This window comes from Nocardia sp. NPDC049190 (assembly GCF_040648115.1).
Classification (GTDB): Bacteria; Actinomycetota; Actinomycetes; order Mycobacteriales; family Mycobacteriaceae; genus Nocardia.
Map to the genome: position 1 here is coordinate 15,039 of NZ_JBEZDE010000055.1, position 16,353 is coordinate 31,391.

A 16,353-nucleotide genomic window follows, 5' to 3' on the forward strand; every position below is an offset into this window, starting at 1 on the left:
ATGAGTGAATCCCGGGTTCAGGAGCATCGCTACGACGTGGTGATCGTCGGCGCGGGTGGCGCGGGTATGCGTGCCGCGATCGAGGCGGGTCCGCGTGTTCGCACCGCGGTGCTGACCAAGTTGTACCCGACCCGCAGTCACACCGGCGCCGCCCAGGGTGGCATGTGCGCCGCGCTGGCCAACGTCGAAGAGGACAACTGGGAGTGGCACACCTTCGACACCGTCAAGGGTGGTGACTACCTGGTCGACCAGGACGCCGCGGAGATCATGGCCAAGGAGGCCATCGACGCGGTGCTCGACCTGGAGAAGATGGGCCTGCCGTTCAACCGCACGCCCGAGGGCAAGATCGATCAGCGTCGCTTCGGTGGCCACACCCGCGACCACGGCAAGGCCCCGGTCCGCCGGGCCTGCTATGCCGCCGACCGCACCGGCCACATGATCCTGCAGACGCTCTACCAGAACTGCGTCAAGCACGACGTGGAGTTCTACAACGAGTTCTACGTGCTGGATCTGGTGCTCACCGAGAGCGACCGCGGTCCGATCGCCACCGGTGTGGTCGCCTACGAGCTGGCCACCGGCGATATCCACGTCTTCCACGCCAAGTCGATCGTGTTCGCCACGGGCGGCTCGGGCCGGATGTACAAGACCACCTCGAACGCGCACACGCTGACCGGTGACGGCATGGCGATCGTGTTCCGCAAGGGTCTTCCGCTGGAGGACATGGAGTTCCACCAGTTCCATCCGACCGGCTTGGCTGGGCTCGGCATCCTGATCTCCGAGGCCGTCCGCGGCGAGGGCGGCATCCTGCGCAACGCCGACGGCGAGCGCTTCATGGAGCGCTACGCCCCCACCATCAAGGACCTCGCGCCGCGTGACATCGTCGCCCGGTCGATGGTGCTCGAGGTACTGGAGGGCCGTGGCGCCGGGCCGAACAAGGACTACGTCTACATCGACGTGACCCACCTCGGCGAGGACGTGCTCGAGGAGAAGCTGCCCGACATCACCGAGTTCGCCCGCACCTACCTCGGCGTGGACCCGGTGAAAGAACTGGTGCCGGTGTTCCCGACCTGCCACTACGTCATGGGTGGTATCCCGACCCGAATCCGTGGCGAGGTCCTGCGCAACAACTCCGATGTCGTGCCCGGCCTGTACGCGGCGGGCGAGTGCGCGTGCGTCTCGGTGCACGGCGCCAACCGCCTCGGCACGAACTCGCTGCTGGACATCAACGTGTTCGGTCGCCGCGCCGGCATCGCCGCCGCGGAGTACGCGCAGCGCAGCGAGTTCGTCGATATGCCGGAGAACCCGGCACGGATGGTGCAGGACTGGCTCGCACTGATCCTGTCCGAGCACGGCAACGAGCGGGTGGCCGACATCCGCACCGAACTGCAGCGCTCGATGGACAACAACGCCTCGGTGTTCCGCACCGAGGACACGCTCAAGCAGGCCCTCACCGATATCCACGCGCTCAAGGAGCGTTACACGCGGATCACGGTGCAGGACAAGGGCAAGCGGTACAACAGTGACCTGCTCGAAGCCGTCGAACTCGGCTTCCTGCTCGAACTGGCCGAGGTCACCGTGGTCGGTGCGCTCAACCGCAGGGAAACCCGTGGCGGCCACGCCCGCGAGGACTACCCGAACCGCGACGACGTGAACTTCATGCGGCACACGATGGCCTACAAGGAAATCGAAGCGGGATCTCCTGCCGAACTCATCTCCGAGATCCGCCTCGACCACAAGCCGGTGGTGCAGACCCGTTACGAGCCGATGGAGCGTAAGTACTGATGACTGCTGTAGCCGAAGCACCCGCACCGCAGGCACCCGCACCGGTCCCCGAGGGGTCGGTGATGGTCACCGTCAAGGTCGCGCGTTTCAACCCGGAGGACGACAAGGGTGCGCACTGGGAGTCGTTCCAGGTACCGGTCCTGTCGACCGACCGCTTCCTGAACGTGCTCATCTACATCAAGTCCTACCTGGACGGCACGCTCACCTTCCGTCGCTCGTGCGCGCATGGCGTCTGTGGTTCGGACGCCATGCGGATCAACGGAGTGAACCGGCTGGCCTGCAAGGTGCTGATGAAGGACATGCTGCCCAAGGACGGCAAGCCGGTCACCGTCACCGTCGAGCCGATCCGCGGCCTGCCCGTGGAGAAGGACCTCGTGGTGGACATGGAGCCGTTCTTCGACGCGTTCCGCGCGGTCAAGCCGTACCTGATGACCTCGGGCAACGAACCGACCCGTGAGCGCATCCAGAGCCAGGCCGATCGCGCCAGGTTCGACGACACCACCAAGTGCATCCTGTGCGCCTGCTGCACCACCTCCTGCCCCGTGTATTGGAGTGACGGCAGCTACTTCGGCCCGGCCGCGATCGTGAACGCCCACCGCTTCATCTTCGACAGCCGCGACGAAGGCGCCCGCGAGCGCCTCGACATCCTCAACGACGTCGAAGGCGTCTGGCGCTGCCGCACCACCTTCAACTGCACCGATGCCTGCCCGCGCGGCATCGAGGTCACGAAGGCCATCCAGGAAGTCAAGCGAGCCCTGCTCTTCACTCGCTGAAATCGGGCCACCACACGAAGGCCGCCTTCCTCGTTCGAGGAAGGCGGCCTTCGCTGTTATCGTCGATTGCCCGTGCGGCAGCTTCCGGTCAGGGCGCCGGATACCCCGGTGCGCTGGCCCATGCCTCACCCGCTATCACCACATGGTCGAGGAATCGCAAACCCACCGTGTGGGCGGCTTCAGCCAGTAGTGTGGTGGCGCGACGGTCGTCCACGCTGGGCGTGGGGTCGCCGGAGGGGTGGTTGTGCACCACGGCGAAGGCGCGACCGTCGTGCCGTAGCACCGTGTTCATGATCTCCCGGACCGGGACGGCGACCTGATCGACAGCTCCCTGCGCGACGAATACCTGCTGCCGTAGTTGGTTCTGCGCATCGCACACCAGCACCAGCAGTCGCTCGACCCGCGTACCCGCGAACTGCGGTCGCGCAGCGCAGGCGACGTCGACCGCACTGCGGAGCCGGATCGTCGCATCCGGACCGCCGCGCGCCCGTGCGCCGAGGTGGAACGCGGCAATGAGCGCCGACGCCTTGGCCACCCCGATCCCGGCCCGACGCGACAACTCCTCCGGACGCGCCGACGCCAACCCGGTCAGCCCACCGTGCTCGACCAGCAATTCCGCCGCCAGCTCCAGCACGCTCGCACCGCGCCTGCCGTGCCGCAACAACAGCGCGAGCAGCTCCACATCGCTGAGTGCCTGCGGCCCGAGCGCCAGCAACCGTTCGCGCGGTCGCTGTCCGACCGGCAGATCAATAAGAGAGACCGCCATGTTTCCACCCCTCGGCACACCAACAGTCCCACGAATTCTGCCAGCACCCACCGACAGGGCTCGGGCGCACGACGAGGGTCGCGTGCTCGATGTCCGGCCGATCGCCCCCGACAGGCACACTGCCTGCGAAGCCGGAGGCTTTGCGCCGCGCGACGTGCACGGGCGCACCTCCTCGACCGCACGTCTCCTTTCGTGTACACCGGTCTCGCGTCGACCGGGACGCCGCGAGCAGGGGACGGCGACTATCGGTCGACGACTGCGACCTCCGACTCGGGCAGCGGGAACAAGGCGGTCGCGGCCAGCTTCTCCAGATGATGCAGCTGACGCTCGTGCACGACGATTCGGCGCAAGGCCTCGTTGACGGTGGCCTCGCTCGTCGAGGTGCCCATGATCGCGGCGGCCGCGTCGAGCAATTTCTGGTCGAGATCGATCCGCACGGATTTCATGCGTCCTCCTTAATACATTCGTTATCTTGCGCCATGATGCCCGCTCATGTGCGGCAAATCGCGAACTCGGTCCGGGCAATATACTGTACGGGGGTATTGTTTATCGGAGGGAACGCAGGCACGGCCCGCCCGACGAAGACCTCACGGCTGCCACACCGGCGACGCATGCCACCGCGCGACGGTCCGCAAGTACCGGCCAGTACTCACACTGGCTACCTGGCGGATGGCCGCCACGGCGACGCTGCACTGCCTGATCGGCTGCGGTCTCGGCGAAATTCTGGGCATAGTGATCGGCACTGCCCTGGGCTGGAACAACGGCTCGACAAGGGCGACAGCCGTCGCTGGCCTTTTTTTCGGCTACGCGTTCACCATGCGCGCGGTGCTGAAACCAGGACCGCCACTATCTGCCGCCGTCACCACCGCCCTCGCGGCGGATACCGTGTCGGTCACTGTTATGGAGATCGTGGACAGCGCCGTGATCCCCGCCGTCCCCGGCGCGATGAACGCCCAGCTGGACAGCGTGCCGTTCTGGGCGACCTCGGCGTCCGCGCTGGCGGTGGCGTTCGTGCTGACCACGCCGGTGAACAAGTGGATGATCGGGCGTGGCACCGGGCCACGTCCTGGCGCATTCGCTGTCCGGCCACTGCTCAGAACACCGCCTGCAGCGCCGTCGGGCTGCCGAAAGTACCGTAGAAACCGGGTTCAGCTAGGCATATTGCTAAGCTGGGTGGGCTCTCATTGTCGGCAGCGCCGAGCGGTGCTTGCATCGACGTATGTTCAACGAAGCGCAGCTCTACTCGCCGGTGACCCGCACCGGCGACGGTGATGTGACGGTACACCTGAGCGACGAGCACCCCGGCGTGCGCGACCCGGAATACCGGGCCCGCCGCAATGCCATCGCAGCGCTGGCGCTGAACTACACACCCGGCGGCGCGCTCCCCCACGTCGCTTACACCGAAGAGGAACAACAGGTGTGGCGGATCGTGTCCGCCGAGCTGACGCGCAAGCACCGCAGGTACGCCAGCGCGGAGGTGCTCGCGGCAGCCGAAGCGCTCGCCCTTCCGACCGATTACATCCCGCAACTGGACGAGGTGTCGGCCGCGCTCGCGCCATTGAGTGGGTTCCGTTACGCCCCGGCAGCGGGTCTGGTGCCGCTGCGAGAGTTCTTCGGCTCCTTCGCCGACCGGACCTTCCATTCCACGCAGTACATCCGCCATCACTCCGCACCGCTGTACACGCCGGAGCCCGATGCCATCCACGAGATCATCGGACACGCCAACCAGATCGCCAGCCCCCGGTTCGCGGCCGTCTACGCCGAAGTCGGCGCGGCCGTGGGCAGGTTGAGCACCGAGGACGCGCTGAAGTTCCTCGCCAACGTGTTCTGGTTCTCGATGGAATTCGGTGTCGTCCGCGAGGGTGACGAGATCCGTTGCTACGGTGCGGGTCTGCTGTCGTCGTATGGCGAGATCGAAGAGTTCCGGCACGCCGATCTACGCCCGCTCGACGTCGGCGCGATGGGCGCCGCGGTCTACGACATCACCCACTACCAGCCGATCCTCTATTGCGCACGGTCGATCACCGAGATCGAAGACGTAATCGGAGGCTTCTTCGCCACCATGGACGACGACACCCCCGAACGGCTGCGGCAGTCGAGTGCCGCCGGGGCGGCATAGGTTCACGCAATCCCGCTGGGCTGGACTGGTTCGATCGTGCGGCGGGACAAGGTCAGTCCCGGCCGGAAGTCGACCCATCTCGCCCTCAGACTTGCCCGGCCTCGCGCGCGGGTCCGAGCGGAAGCCCCGCCGCGAGGAAATCCAACGCGCGACTGATGTTGTCGACATTCATCGGCGTCATCGTCGAGATGGCGAGCGCGGCGCCCGCCAGCGCACCCGAGGCCACCCGTACCTCGAAATCGTCGGCAGCGCGCCCGAGGTGGTCGGCCAGCAGCCCCGCGATCAGATCGATGCTGCGCACGATCTCCAAGCCGATGGCCGAGCGCAGCTCGGGCACGTGATACAGCAGCGCCTGCCGCTCCTGTTCGAACGCCAGCTGGGCGACGGGCAGACTTCCGAAGACCTCGACCACCACGTTGCGGAGGGCGATCATCGGCGCGACGTCGCGCGGCTGGCGGCGCAGCGCGTCGATCATCATTGGATCCAGGTCGTCGGCGAGTACCAGCTGTTCCTTGGTCGGGAAGTAGCGGAAGAAGGTGCTCGGCGATACTTCGGCGGCCGCGGCGATCTGCTCGACGGTGGTCTCGGCGTAGCCCTGTTCGCGGAACAGCCGGAACGCCTCGAGCCGGATCGTCCGGCGTGTCCGTTCTTTCTTCCGCTCGCGCAGACCCTTCACCGTACCGTCCGCGGGTAGCTCATCCGACATGAGTTGATTCTGCCGCACCAGGCTCGGGCACCTCGGCCGGCCGCTTCGAGCGGACGAACGCCACGGTCACCATCGAGGCGAGCAGACACAGTGCCGCGCAGACCCCCAGCATCGCACCCATTCCGCCGACGAACGCGCTCTGCACCTGGTGCAGCATCGACGGATCGCCCAGCTTGCGCGCGGTCGCGACACCCGCGTTGACACCGTCGGCGACCGGATCGCGATTGAACTCCCCCAGTTCGGACCGGTACCGGGTCGACAGGACGGTACCGAGCACCGCGACGCCGATCGTGCCGCCGGCTTGGCGCAGCGCCTGCAACAGCGCGGAACCGGACCCCGAGCGCTCCGCGGTCAGCTCACCCATCGCCAAGCCCGTGGACGCGGGCAGTACCAAGCCCATACCCGCGCCGAGCAGCGTGATCCACAGCGCGGTGTACCCGTAGCCGCTGTCCACTCCGGTTCCCGAACCCAGGGCAAGCGAGCCCGCGAGCAGCCCGAACCCCGCGGTGAGCACCACGCGGACGCTCAGCTTCAGCAGCAACTTGTCCACCAGCCTGCTCCCGACCAGCAGGCCACCGATCAGGGGAAGCAGCCGCAGTCCACTGCCGAGCGCGTCCACACCGAGCACCGCCTGGAAATACTGCGGGACAGTGAAGAACATGCCGAACAGGGCGAAGTTCACCACGATGGAAAAGGCCGTGCCCCACCGGAACCCGTCGGAGGCGAAGAGCGCGAAGTCGATCAACGGCTGAGTGGCCCTGCGCTGCCACACGCCGAACGCGCCGAGCAGCAGCGCTCCAGCCAGGACAGCCGCCCAGGCGGGGCCGTCTCCCCAACCCCGCTCGCCGATCCGGATGAATCCGTAGGTGAGGCCGAGCATGCCCGCGGCCGACAGCACGACACCGGGCAGGTCGAGGCGGAAGCGATGAGCGCTCCGCGATTCCGGAACCAGCGCGGCGACGGCGGCCGCGCCGATCACCGCCATCGGAACGTTGATCAGGAACACCGAGCCCCACCAGAAGTTGCGCAGCAGCCAGCCGCCCACGATCGGGCCCAGCGGCAATCCGATCGCGGTCGACGTGATCCAGATGGTGAGGGCGCGCTGCCGCTCGACCGGTTCCGGAAACATCGCCGGCAACACCGACATCGACAGCGGCATCATCGCCGCCGCCGCGATACCGAGCACGACACGCGCGGCGATGAGCTGATCAGCCGAGGTGGACCCGGCACAGGCGAGCGAAGCGGCTCCGAACAGCAGTAGCGCGGCGAGCAGGAACTTCTTGCGTCCGTAGCGGTCGCCGAGCGCGCCGGCGGGCAGCATCACGGCGGCCAGCGCCAGCGTGTATGCGCTGCTGAACCATTGCAGCCCGGCGGTATCGGCATTCAGGTCGACAGCGAGGGTGGGCAGCGCCACGGTCAGCACAGTGACATCCAGCCCGATGGTCAGCATCGCCACCGCGAGCGCGCCGAGGGCCAGCCAGCGGCGGGTCGAGTCGAACTGCATCGGTCCTCCACGAAATAGAAGTAACAACCTTTTGATAGAATCTTTCACTTGAGTGAGTATGTCAATATAGAATCGGCGCTCGGGTTCACGTTCGGCCCCCAGGCGCAACGATCGCTAGGCTCGGTGCCGATGAAGATCAGGGAGTTCCGCCGCCGCGCCGCGCTCTGCGTCGGCGCCGTGCTGGCAGGCGCCGCGATCGGGGCTACGGCCGCGCCATCGCTCGCCGTGCCGAGCACGACCACGCCGTTCACCACCCCGAATACCGACAGCTGCCCGCAGAAGACGCAGCCGCCCGCGCCGATCGACTTATCCGAAGTCCCCGCGCCGGGACAATCCGCGCCGGCGCCGCTGCCGATCTCGACACCCCCGGTCGGCGGCGACCGGCTCGGCGAGTGCGGCATGGTGCTGCCCCAGAACGCACCGCCTGCGCCGCAGGATATTTCGGCGACCGCGTGGCTGCTCGCCGACCTGGACAGCGGCGAGGTGCTTGCCGCGAAGGACCCGCACGGTCGCTACCGCCCGGCCAGCACGATCAAAGTGCTGCTGGCCACGGTCGCGCTGCGCACACTGGATCTGAACACAGTGGTGATCGGCACCCAGGAGGACGCCGACAGCGACGGCACCAGAGTCGGCATCGGTCCGGGCGGCCACTACACCAACCGGCAGCTGATGCAGGCATTGATCATGGCCTCGGGCAACGACGCCGCACATGCCATCGCCGCCCAACTCGGTGGCGACGCGGCCGCGGTCGCGAAGATGAACGAACTGGCGAAGTCCCTGCACGCCTTGGACACTCGCGCGGCCAGCCCCTCGGGCCTGGACGGCCCCGGCATGAGCACCTCGGCCTACGACCTCGCCGTGCTGTTCCGCGAGGCCATGACGATTCCGCTGTTCGCCGAGCTGATCCACACCGAACAGGTGGACTTCCCCGGCTATCCGGCGAATCCGGCGATCCCCGGGGACACCGACCACCCCGGCTTCCCCATCGGCAACGACAACCACCTGCTCTACGACTACGACGGCGCCCTCGGCGGCAAGACCGGCTTCACCGACGACGCCAGGCAGACGTTCGTCGCCGCCGCGCAGCGCGACGGCCGACGGCTTGCCGTCACCTTGCTGAAAGGCGATGTCCGGCCGCTGCGCCCCTGGGAGCAGGCGGCCCGGTTGCTCGACTACGGCTTCGCGCTCCCGCGCGGCTCGGCGATCGGCAACCTGCCCGATGCCACCGCGGACGCTCCGCAGACCGAAGTCGCTCTCGCCGCGCCTCCGGTGCGCGGCGCCGGCCATTCCGCCGCGGCTCCACTGGACGTAGACCGACCTGCCAGCACCCGGACCGTCCTGATCGTCGGCGGCGTCATCGCGATCGCGGCCCTGTTGGTCGGCGCGCGAAGGGCCAACCGCCGACGCTAGTTCGGAGCATCCCGAGGCGTCAGCGTCGACCAGGTAGTCGACGCAGTTCCGACAGCGCCAGGACAGCAAGGGCGCCCATACCGAAGAACGCGGCGCCGACACCCAGGGATACGTCGCGGGCGCCGACCCGCGGCGCGATCACCGCGGGGCCGGGCGCGGGGATCTCGGCTTCCGGCTCGTTCTCGGTGGCGGTGGCGGCCCAGGCGGTGGCGAACAGGATGATGCGATAGGTCACGTAGATGAACACCATCAGACCGATGATCGACCCGAACGCAGCGCCCGCGGGGCTACTCAACACGGAACGCAGATAGATCGAAGCGACGACCTTGAACGCCTCGAACGCCACCGCGGCCAGCGCCGCCGCCTTGGCCGCGCTGGCCAGCGTGACCGGTTCCCGCGGCAGCCGGGCGATGACCCAGGCGAAGACCGCCCAGGAGGCGAGGAACCCGAGCACGGTCGACACCAGTGCCAGCAGTAGCCGGGCACCGGGCAGCTGGGCAAGACCGACCGCGCTGATCAGCCGGGCCCCGAGGGTGCTCGACGCCAACGCCGACAGACCCAGCGAGACCACGAACGCGAGGCCGAGCCCGATCAGCGCGCCGAGATCGGAGAGCTTGGTGACCAGCCAGTTGCCGTCCGGGTGCTGCTGTTCCCACTGCTCGGTGAGCGCGGCGCGCAGGTTGGCCATCCAGCCGAGGCCGGTGTAGACACCGGCAAGCAGCCCGAGCGTGCCGACCGTGCCCCGCGAATCGACCGCGCGATCGACCAAGTCGTTCAACTGGGCGCCGAGCGACCCCGAGATATTGTCGACGATCTTGGTCCGCAGCTCCTCCAGCAGCTCCGGATTGCTGGACAGCACGATACCGGCGATCGAGAAGGCCACCATCAACAGCGGAAACAGTGACAGGACGGTGAAATATGTGACACCCGCGGCGTAGCAGTCCCCGCGCTGTCGCTGATATCGACCACCCGCCCGGACCAGATGGTCCAGCCACGGCTGCGCCTGGATCCGGCGTTCGATCCCGGCCTTGATGTTGTCGACCACCTGCACCACGCGCCCCTTCGACCGAGAGACCCCGCAGGCGCCGCCTAGCGGGCCAGTAGGCCGACCCGGTCGTAAACCTGTGCGAGGGTGTTGCCGGCGATCTCTCGCGCCCGCTCGGCTCCGCCGGCGAGGATACGGTCGAGTTCGCCTTGATCCGACATGTACTCTTGCACCTTCGCGCGCAACGGTGTGACAAATTCGACCAGCGCGTCGGCGACGTCGGCCTTCAGGTCGCCGTAACCCTTGCCCGCGAAATCCCTCTCCAGCGTCACGATCGGCGCACCGGTGAGCGAACTGAGAATCACCAGTAGGTTACTGACACCAGGCTTCTGCTCCGGGTCGTAGCGGATCTCGCGTTCGGTGTCGGTCACCGCCGACCGCACCTTCTTCGCGGTGAGCTTCGGATCGTCGAGCAGGTTGATCAAGCCCGCGTCGGTGGAGGCCGACTTGCTCATCTTCGAGGTCGGGTCCTGCAGGTCGTAGATCTTCGCGGTGCCTTTGACGATGTGCGCTTCCGGCACCACGAAGGTCTTCTTGAATCGAGTGTTGAAGCGCTGGGCCAGGTTTCGGGTCAGCTCCAAATGCTGACGCTGATCCTCGCCGACCGGCACCTGATGGGCGCGGTAGAGCAGGATATCCGCGGCCATCAGCACCGGATAGGTGAACAGGCCGACGGTCGCGTTATCAGCGCCCTGCTTGACCGATTTGTCCTTGAACTGGGTCATCCGGCTGGCCTCACCGAAACCGGTGAGGCAGTTGAGCACCCAGGTGAGTTCGGCGTGCTCGGGCACCTGACTCTGCGCGAACAGCGTGGACTTCTTCGGATCGATGCCGAGCGCGAGCAGCTGCGCGGCGGCGGCCTTGGTGCGCGTCTGCAACTGTTTGGGATCCTGCGGCACCGTGATGGCGTGCAGGTTCGGGATGAAGTACAACGCGTCATAGTCATCCTGCATGGTCACCCAGTACTGCAGCGCGCCAAGGTAGTTTCCGAGATGGAACGACGAGCTGGTCGGCTGGATCCCGGACAGGACTCGCTGCTTGCGTTCGGCGGCCGGGGCGGGCGCAGGACTGGACATACCCCGATCTTCGCATGGGACTCAAGCCGAATTTCGCCGCACCCGATTGCGCGGATCGATACCGGGCATACTCGGCCGACCGGTACCGACCAATCGATGTTCGCGTTTCGAGATCAGCCGGTAGACCGGCGCGCTCGGCCCGGCCAGGGTGCCGCGCAGCACCGGCGGCACCAGTGGCACCGACGCGTGGGCAGTGCGGACCGCGTGCGCCAGCGCCCGATAGGCGACCTCGTCGGCGATACACCAGTGCATGCCGTACATCCGGCGAATCCGGGACGGCAGGCTGCCCTGCACGAGGAGATAGAACGCCGAGGTGACCTGCTGCAGCGGCACCCCTTGCGGGTAGGGCACGCGCTGCCCGGCCAGGTAGGAACCGACCATCCGCGCCTCATCGGTGAGGAACAGTTCGTCGGAGGCGAGGTAGCCGTCGAAGTAGGCGCGGAACTCCCGGTAGCTGCGGGGCGCCGCGTCCACCGGCATGCCGAACAACTCGCCCCAGCGCACGTAATCCTGGTAGAGGGCCTCGCGTTCGCCGTCGGTCATGGTGCGCACCAGCAGGTCGTACATCACCTCGGCCGAGTCGAAGGTGAAGGCCATCGTCATGAACATCAGGTGCGGGTCGAGCGCGGAGTAGCCGGTGCCCGCCGGGTGCCGGACACCCGCATCCTCGGGCAGCACACCCCGCACCCTGACGTGCTTGTTCGTGGTGAACGCCAGCGCCCGATCGGCCTCGTCCTTGCTGCCCAGGAATACCGCCTCGAACAGGCGCCCGGTCAGCGCGAGCCTGGTATACGGGGTCATCCGATGCTCGGTGTGCTCCGCGGTACCGACGTAGAGCAGCGGATGCACCGCGCCGACGACCAGGGCACGCAGGCCATAGCTGAGACCGACCGCGCGCTTGCTCATGACCCGTCGAATCATGGAGTGGTCACTGAAGTAGCCGGGTTGGGCCATCGCCGCCTCCTCATCGAGAACATCCGACAACAGCATCCACCAGAATCAGCCATTCTGGCAATAGCCCCTACCAGAATCGCGGCGCGAATCCACCCTGACCACCCCACCCTGGCAGTTGCCATCGACCGCCACCCCGCGGCGAACACGTAGCGTCGCCGTCACGACAACAACCGAACCCGCATACCTCAACGATCTGGTGCACAGAAACCCTGGCCCGCGCGCCCGACGACCGCTCGACATCAGCCACGCCACACGGTCCGGACGCCGGGCCACCAACCCACGCAAGCCACCGGTCCACGCAACCGCATTGGCTCACTCCCCTTTCTCGAGCGATTGGAAGTGGCGGTTGAACTGGTTCGTAGCGGTGTTGTGCGGTTGGGGGCGGGCTGTATTCGTTCAGCAGCGCATGAGAGGTAGTGGAGTTGCGGCCAATTCTGGGGTTTCGCCGTGAACGGGAGAGCTCGATCTCGTCAGCAAAGCCAGACCAAACACTTTCCAACACCCCAGACACTGCCGAACAAACTCACCTCACCCACCCCAACCAGCTCAACCCCACATTCCGAGCGAAGCGAGACCTAGCATTGCCCGTTCGCGGCCCGGCTCGCGTCCGAGTGGCCGCTGCGCCCGCGACGAGGTCGCAAGCAGCGGTCGCTCGGACGCGAGCCACACAGGGGCCGCGAACCCGCAGCGCCGCAGGCGCTGCAAATCGAACACTGCCAGAATCGAACCGTGACCGCGCAACGGACCTATGGGGGCATCTCCGCGCAGGCGCGTCGGGCGCAGCGACGTGTTGCGTTGTTGGCGGCCGCGTTGGAGATCGTCGGTACTGAGGGATTCGCGAAGCTGACGGTGTCCGGGCTGTGTGCGCGGGCCGGGCTGAACGAGCGGTACTACTACGAGAACTTCGACAGTCGCGACGCGGTGCTCGCGGCGTTGATCGATGGGATCGCGGGAGAACTCGCGGATGCGATTCTCGCGGCCGTGCGTACCGCCCCGCCGGACACCCGCGCGACCGCCCATGCGGCGATTACCGCGGGCGTGCACTTGCTCACCGATGACCCGCGTAAGGCGAAGGTCGTCTTGATCGCGGGTATGGCGACGCCGGAGCTGCGCGCCCGCACCACCGAAACGGTGCGGGTGTTCGCGCGAATGGTGGCCGCGGAGGGGATCGACTTCTATCGGATGAGTGCTGCGGCCCCGGATCCCGCGATCGATTTCCGCGCGTTGTACCTGGTCGGTGGTCTGGTCCAGACGCTGACCGCCTGGCTGCAGGGCGATCTGGACCTCACCCGCGACGAACTGATCGAACACACCGTCGACGTGTTCGTGCTACTCGGCGAGGACTTGGCCGACAAGCTGGGGTGAGCGCTGGAAGTCACAGCCGCAGCAACACATCCCGGATGTCGGGCGCGTCACCCTGCAGCACCACGCGGAAGAGCACCTCGTGCCGGGCCCAGTAGGCCGCGCAGTCACCCATGGCCTCGGCGAACCAGTCCCGCTCGACCGGCTCGTCGGTGAGCAGCTCGGCCGAATCGCGGATCGCGGCCACATATCCGGCTGCGTCGCCCACGAAATCGTCGAGGTCACGCAGGCATTCGTCGAACGCGTCCTTGTTGTCGCCGAAGTAGTACGGGAACTGGAACGCGGCGGCGAACTCGTCGAAAACGCCGGCGGTTGTCCGCATTTTCGCGCCGCGCAGCTCGCGCACCAGATATCCGGAGGGCACCTTGTACCGTAGTCCGCTGAACTCGGCGGCGTCGACCGCGAGGGCGCCGAGCGTGGGTGGCGGCTGCGCCGCGGCGGGCGCCGCGTGCGTGGCATCGTAGTCCACGGGACGGGCTAGCAATCGCGACAGCGGGACCGACTGTGACATCAGCGCATCCTCGTGAAGGTCTTGTAGTGGTCGCCGGTATACCAGGCCGAGCCGTCACTGCCGGTGACGATGCGTTCGGCGTCGCGGGATCGACCAGGTTGCTTCGGATTGACGTCCCACTCCTGGTAGGTCATCGCGTTACCGGAGGCGTCCTCGACCGGCAGGTCGCGACCGCGGTTCATCCAGCGCTCGCCGCCCTTGGTGCCCGGGGAGTTCGCCGAGTCCGGCCATCGGCCCGCGTCGATCTCGCGCAGCGTCAGATAGGCGCGGTCCGGGACACCGGGCGCCTGGGTGACCGGCGACATGGTGGATCCGTCGCGCGACATGGTGGATCCGTCGTGCGGTGCGGTGCCGCGCGGCGCCACGGTGTGCGCCGTGGTGGCATGGGCAGTCGCGGTGGATGCGGGGGTGTTGTCGTCGCCGGCGCGCAATGCGAGCACCGCGACGACCACCAGTGCGAGCGCGACCGCGCCGACTACGGTGAGGGCGCGGATCAGCTTCGGAGTGGCGTTCATCGATACTGCACCGTGACGGGCGCGTGGTCGGACCAGCGCTGGTCGTAGGTGGCGGCGCGTTCCACCACCGCGTGCTTGGCGCGGGTGGCGAGGTCGCCGCGGACGAGTTGATAGTCGATCCGCCAGCCCGAGTCGTTGTCGAACGCGCGTCCACGGTACGACCACCAACTGTAGGGGCCGGCGACCTCTGGATGCAGGCGACGCACCACATCGACATAGCCCGCGGCGAGTAGCTCGTCGATCCAGGCGCGTTCCTCGGGCAGGAACCCGGCCGATTTCCGGTTGCCCTTCCAGTTCTTCAGATCGAACTCGGTGTGCGCGATATTCCAGTCTCCGCTCACCACGACATCGCCGGTGCGTGTGGTCAGGTGGGCGCCGAGCTCGGCCATGAAGCGGTATTTCTCCTCCTGGCGTACGGTGCCCGCCTCGCCGGAGTGCACATACACGCTGGCGACGGTGACCTCATCGAAATCGGCCTCGAGATAGCGGCCGGAGGCGTCGAACTCGCTGCTGCCGAATCCGATTCGCACCACACTCGGCGCCCGTCTGGACAAAATGCCCACTCCGGCACGCCCTTTGGACTCCGGCTCGGCATGCGACAGCCACCACCCGGCATCGAGCGCCGGCGCCAGCACCGCCCTGGTCTGCTCGTCGGTGGCGCGGGTTTCCTGCACGCAGACGATGTCGGCTTCGGTCGCCGCGAGCCAGGCGAGCATGCCCTTGCCCGTGGCCGCGCGGACACCATTCACGTTCACGGTCGAGATGATGTATGGCACTTCACGACCGTACAATGCTGGACAGATGAACTCCCCCGGACACCGCCGTCCAGGAAGGGGTGATGACGATGTCGTCTGACACCTCCCAATCGTCCGCCGCCGATCGCTCCGGCACCACCCCGCGAAAAACCGTCGCGCCCGCGAACAAAGCCCAACCGATCAAGGCGCTACACGTGGGTTCCGGCGATCCGCTGCTGTTGTTACACGGTTTCATGATGTCGCCGCACTGCTGGGAACACACCGCCACCCGGCTGTCGACGCAGTGCGAGGTATTCGCACCCGCGTTCGCCGGTCACTGGGGCGGCGCGCCCGCGGACAACCGGTCGGTCGACGTACACACACTCGCCGATCGGGTCGAGGAACAACTCGACGATCTCGGTTGGCGCACCTGCCATATCGCGGGAAACTCGCTCGGCGGCCAAGTCGGCGTCGAACTGGCCCGCCGGGGCCGGGCCCGCACGCTGACGCTGATCGCACCAGCGGGCGGCTGGCACGCGGCCTCGTTCACCCAACTGCGGATCAGCACGAAATTCCTCGCGCTGGCCGCGCTCGTGGAAATCGGCAAGCGCCTAGGCGAATTCGCGGTCGACAACCCGATAGCCCAGCGTGTCGCGCTGCTCGCGCTGAGCAAGAACGCCGCCGCGGTGTCCCGGCGGGACGCGGCGGCCGCCATCACCGCCGCACTGCATTGCCCGGCCACGCTCCCGATGATCTTCGGCAATATCCGTGCGCCGGAGCAAGAAGACCTGTCCACACTGCAGACGCCGGTCCGGCTGCTGCTGTCGGAATACGACCGAATCATCCCCAACCGCGTCTACGCCCGCCGCTACTTGAAAGAACTGCCCGAGTCCGCCGACCGCATCCTGGTCAACGGCGTCGGTCACGTGCCGATGCTCGAGGCACCGGATCGGATCGCCACCCTCATCGCCGAACACGTGTACGCCAGCCGCAACCGGCTGCGTGCTGTGTAGTTGGCCGCGCGGGCGCGGCGGGTTCGCGGCCCTTTTGTGGCTCGCGTCCGAGCGACCGCTGCTTGCGACTTCGTCGCGTGCGC

17 protein-coding genes are annotated in these 16,353 nt (G+C 67.2%); 7 read left to right on the forward strand and 10 right to left on the reverse strand.

Features of this window, described 5'->3' with window-relative positions; translation table 11 throughout:
- Positions 1–1,782: a succinate dehydrogenase flavoprotein subunit gene (gene sdhA / locus AB0B25_RS29170; protein ID WP_357186148.1), complete on the forward strand. Its 1,782-nt coding sequence runs from the start codon at positions 1–3 to the stop codon at positions 1,780–1,782.
- The gene (locus AB0B25_RS29175; RefSeq protein WP_357186151.1) at positions 1,782–2,555 is read left to right on the forward strand and encodes a succinate dehydrogenase iron-sulfur subunit; all 774 of its coding nucleotides are present in this window, start codon (positions 1,782–1,784) and stop codon (positions 2,553–2,555) included. The genes sdhA and AB0B25_RS29175 overlap by 1 nt, the downstream gene beginning before the upstream one ends.
- A gap of 88 nt (positions 2,556–2,643) precedes the next feature.
- Here the strand turns inward: AB0B25_RS29175 and radC are convergent, their stop codons facing one another.
- Both radC and AB0B25_RS29185 read right to left on the reverse strand, forming a co-directional pair.
- On the reverse strand, positions 2,644–3,321 hold the full coding sequence (radC, locus tag AB0B25_RS29180) for a DNA repair protein RadC (protein WP_357186153.1): 678 nt from the start codon (positions 3,319–3,321) through the stop codon (positions 2,644–2,646).
- 242 nt (positions 3,322–3,563) lie between these two features.
- On the reverse strand, positions 3,564–3,767 hold the full coding sequence (locus AB0B25_RS29185) for a type II toxin-antitoxin system VapB family antitoxin (protein WP_357186156.1): 204 nt from the start codon (positions 3,765–3,767) through the stop codon (positions 3,564–3,566).
- Between the two features lie 223 nt (positions 3,768–3,990).
- Here AB0B25_RS29185 and AB0B25_RS29190 point away from each other — a divergent pair, with 223 nt between their 5' ends.
- Positions 3,991–4,593 (forward strand): DUF4396 domain-containing protein, encoded by a 603-nt coding sequence (locus AB0B25_RS29190; protein ID WP_357186159.1) that lies wholly within the window; start codon positions 3,991–3,993, stop codon positions 4,591–4,593.
- Positions 4,541–5,440, forward strand: a complete 900-nt coding sequence (locus tag AB0B25_RS29195; RefSeq protein ID WP_357186162.1) for a phenylalanine 4-monooxygenase — start codon at positions 4,541–4,543, stop codon at positions 5,438–5,440. The genes AB0B25_RS29190 and AB0B25_RS29195 overlap by 53 nt, the downstream gene beginning before the upstream one ends.
- Positions 5,441–5,525: 85 nt before the next feature.
- Here the strand turns inward: AB0B25_RS29195 and AB0B25_RS29200 are convergent, their stop codons facing one another.
- Together AB0B25_RS29200 and AB0B25_RS29205 are read right to left on the reverse strand one after the other, a co-directional pair.
- Positions 5,526–6,146 carry a TetR family transcriptional regulator gene (locus AB0B25_RS29200; RefSeq protein WP_357186165.1) on the reverse strand — a complete coding sequence of 207 codons (621 nt, stop codon included), beginning with the start codon at positions 6,144–6,146 and terminating at the stop codon, positions 5,526–5,528.
- Positions 6,136–7,650 (reverse strand): MFS transporter, encoded by a 1,515-nt coding sequence (locus AB0B25_RS29205; protein ID WP_357186168.1) that lies wholly within the window; start codon positions 7,648–7,650, stop codon positions 6,136–6,138. The genes AB0B25_RS29200 and AB0B25_RS29205 overlap by 11 nt, the downstream gene beginning before the upstream one ends.
- Positions 7,651–7,779: 129 nt before the next feature.
- On the opposite strand from AB0B25_RS29205, the gene AB0B25_RS29210 reads away from it, so the two are divergent.
- A complete protein-coding gene (locus tag AB0B25_RS29210; RefSeq protein WP_357186170.1) occupies positions 7,780–9,060 on the forward strand; it encodes a D-alanyl-D-alanine carboxypeptidase family protein in 1,281 nt (426 codons plus the stop codon).
- Between the two features lie 19 nt (positions 9,061–9,079).
- Here the strand turns inward: AB0B25_RS29210 and yhjD are convergent, their stop codons facing one another.
- Genes yhjD through AB0B25_RS29225 form a run of 3 tightly spaced genes read right to left on the reverse strand, consistent with a single transcriptional unit; the run spans position 9,080 to position 12,135 of the window.
- On the reverse strand, positions 9,080–10,111 hold the full coding sequence (gene yhjD / locus AB0B25_RS29215) for an inner membrane protein YhjD (protein ID WP_357186173.1): 1,032 nt from the start codon (positions 10,109–10,111) through the stop codon (positions 9,080–9,082).
- A 38-nt stretch (positions 10,112–10,149) separates the two neighbouring features.
- The gene (trpS, locus tag AB0B25_RS29220; RefSeq protein ID WP_357186176.1) at positions 10,150–11,181 is read right to left on the reverse strand and encodes a tryptophan--tRNA ligase; all 1,032 of its coding nucleotides are present in this window, start codon (positions 11,179–11,181) and stop codon (positions 10,150–10,152) included.
- Positions 11,182–11,202: 21 nt separating this feature from the next.
- The gene (locus AB0B25_RS29225; RefSeq protein WP_357186178.1) at positions 11,203–12,135 is read right to left on the reverse strand and encodes an oxygenase MpaB family protein; all 933 of its coding nucleotides are present in this window, start codon (positions 12,133–12,135) and stop codon (positions 11,203–11,205) included.
- Between the two features lie 729 nt (positions 12,136–12,864).
- Here AB0B25_RS29225 and AB0B25_RS29230 point away from each other — a divergent pair.
- Positions 12,865–13,500, forward strand: a complete 636-nt coding sequence (locus tag AB0B25_RS29230) for a TetR/AcrR family transcriptional regulator (protein WP_357186180.1) — start codon at positions 12,865–12,867, stop codon at positions 13,498–13,500.
- Positions 13,501–13,510: 10 nt separating this feature from the next.
- On the opposite strand, the gene AB0B25_RS29235 is transcribed toward AB0B25_RS29230, so the two are convergent.
- The 3 genes from AB0B25_RS29235 to AB0B25_RS29245 are packed head-to-tail and all read right to left on the reverse strand — an operon-like array spanning position 13,511 to position 15,299.
- Positions 13,511–14,008 carry a barstar family protein gene (locus tag AB0B25_RS29235; protein WP_357186183.1) on the reverse strand — a complete coding sequence of 166 codons (498 nt, stop codon included), beginning with the start codon at positions 14,006–14,008 and terminating at the stop codon, positions 13,511–13,513.
- Positions 14,008–14,523 carry a ribonuclease domain-containing protein gene (locus AB0B25_RS29240; protein ID WP_357186186.1) on the reverse strand — a complete coding sequence of 172 codons (516 nt, stop codon included), beginning with the start codon at positions 14,521–14,523 and terminating at the stop codon, positions 14,008–14,010. The genes AB0B25_RS29235 and AB0B25_RS29240 overlap by 1 nt, the downstream gene beginning before the upstream one ends.
- A complete protein-coding gene (locus AB0B25_RS29245; RefSeq protein ID WP_357186189.1) occupies positions 14,520–15,299 on the reverse strand; it encodes an exodeoxyribonuclease III in 780 nt (259 codons plus the stop codon). The genes AB0B25_RS29240 and AB0B25_RS29245 overlap by 4 nt, the downstream gene beginning before the upstream one ends.
- A gap of 62 nt (positions 15,300–15,361) precedes the next feature.
- Between AB0B25_RS29245 and AB0B25_RS29250 the strand changes: the two genes are divergently transcribed.
- Positions 15,362–16,270: an alpha/beta hydrolase gene (locus AB0B25_RS29250; RefSeq protein ID WP_357186192.1), complete on the forward strand. Its 909-nt coding sequence runs from the start codon at positions 15,362–15,364 to the stop codon at positions 16,268–16,270.
- Positions 16,271–16,353: the final 83 nt, after the last annotated feature.

Bases quoted from the DNA above. Each gene is read 5' to 3' on its own strand.
- AB0B25_RS29210 (WP_357186170.1), top strand. From the start codon at position 7,780: ATGAAGATCAGGGAGTTCCGCCGCCGCGCCGCGCTCTGCGTCGGCGCC.
- AB0B25_RS29250 (WP_357186192.1), top strand. From the start codon at position 15,362: ATGACGATGTCGTCTGACACCTCCCAATCGTCCGCCGCCGATCGCTCC.
- AB0B25_RS29195 (WP_357186162.1), top strand. From the start codon at position 4,541: ATGTTCAACGAAGCGCAGCTCTACTCGCCGGTGACCCGCACCGGCGAC.
- AB0B25_RS29205 (WP_357186168.1), bottom strand. From the start codon at position 7,650: ATGCAGTTCGACTCGACCCGCCGCTGGCTGGCCCTCGGCGCGCTCGCG.
- AB0B25_RS29185 (WP_357186156.1), bottom strand. From the start codon at position 3,767: ATGAAATCCGTGCGGATCGATCTCGACCAGAAATTGCTCGACGCGGCC.
- AB0B25_RS29225 (WP_357186178.1), bottom strand. From the start codon at position 12,135: ATGGCCCAACCCGGCTACTTCAGTGACCACTCCATGATTCGACGGGTC.
- radC (WP_357186153.1), bottom strand. From the start codon at position 3,321: ATGGCGGTCTCTCTTATTGATCTGCCGGTCGGACAGCGACCGCGCGAA.
- AB0B25_RS29240 (WP_357186186.1), bottom strand. From the start codon at position 14,523: ATGAACGCCACTCCGAAGCTGATCCGCGCCCTCACCGTAGTCGGCGCG.
- AB0B25_RS29235 (WP_357186183.1), bottom strand. From the start codon at position 14,008: ATGTCACAGTCGGTCCCGCTGTCGCGATTGCTAGCCCGTCCCGTGGAC.
- AB0B25_RS29190 (WP_357186159.1), top strand. From the start codon at position 3,991: ATGGCCGCCACGGCGACGCTGCACTGCCTGATCGGCTGCGGTCTCGGC.
- sdhA (WP_357186148.1), top strand. From the start codon at position 1: ATGAGTGAATCCCGGGTTCAGGAGCATCGCTACGACGTGGTGATCGTC.
- AB0B25_RS29175 (WP_357186151.1), top strand. From the start codon at position 1,782: ATGACTGCTGTAGCCGAAGCACCCGCACCGCAGGCACCCGCACCGGTC.
- trpS (WP_357186176.1), bottom strand. From the start codon at position 11,181: ATGTCCAGTCCTGCGCCCGCCCCGGCCGCCGAACGCAAGCAGCGAGTC.
- AB0B25_RS29200 (WP_357186165.1), bottom strand. From the start codon at position 6,146: ATGTCGGATGAGCTACCCGCGGACGGTACGGTGAAGGGTCTGCGCGAG.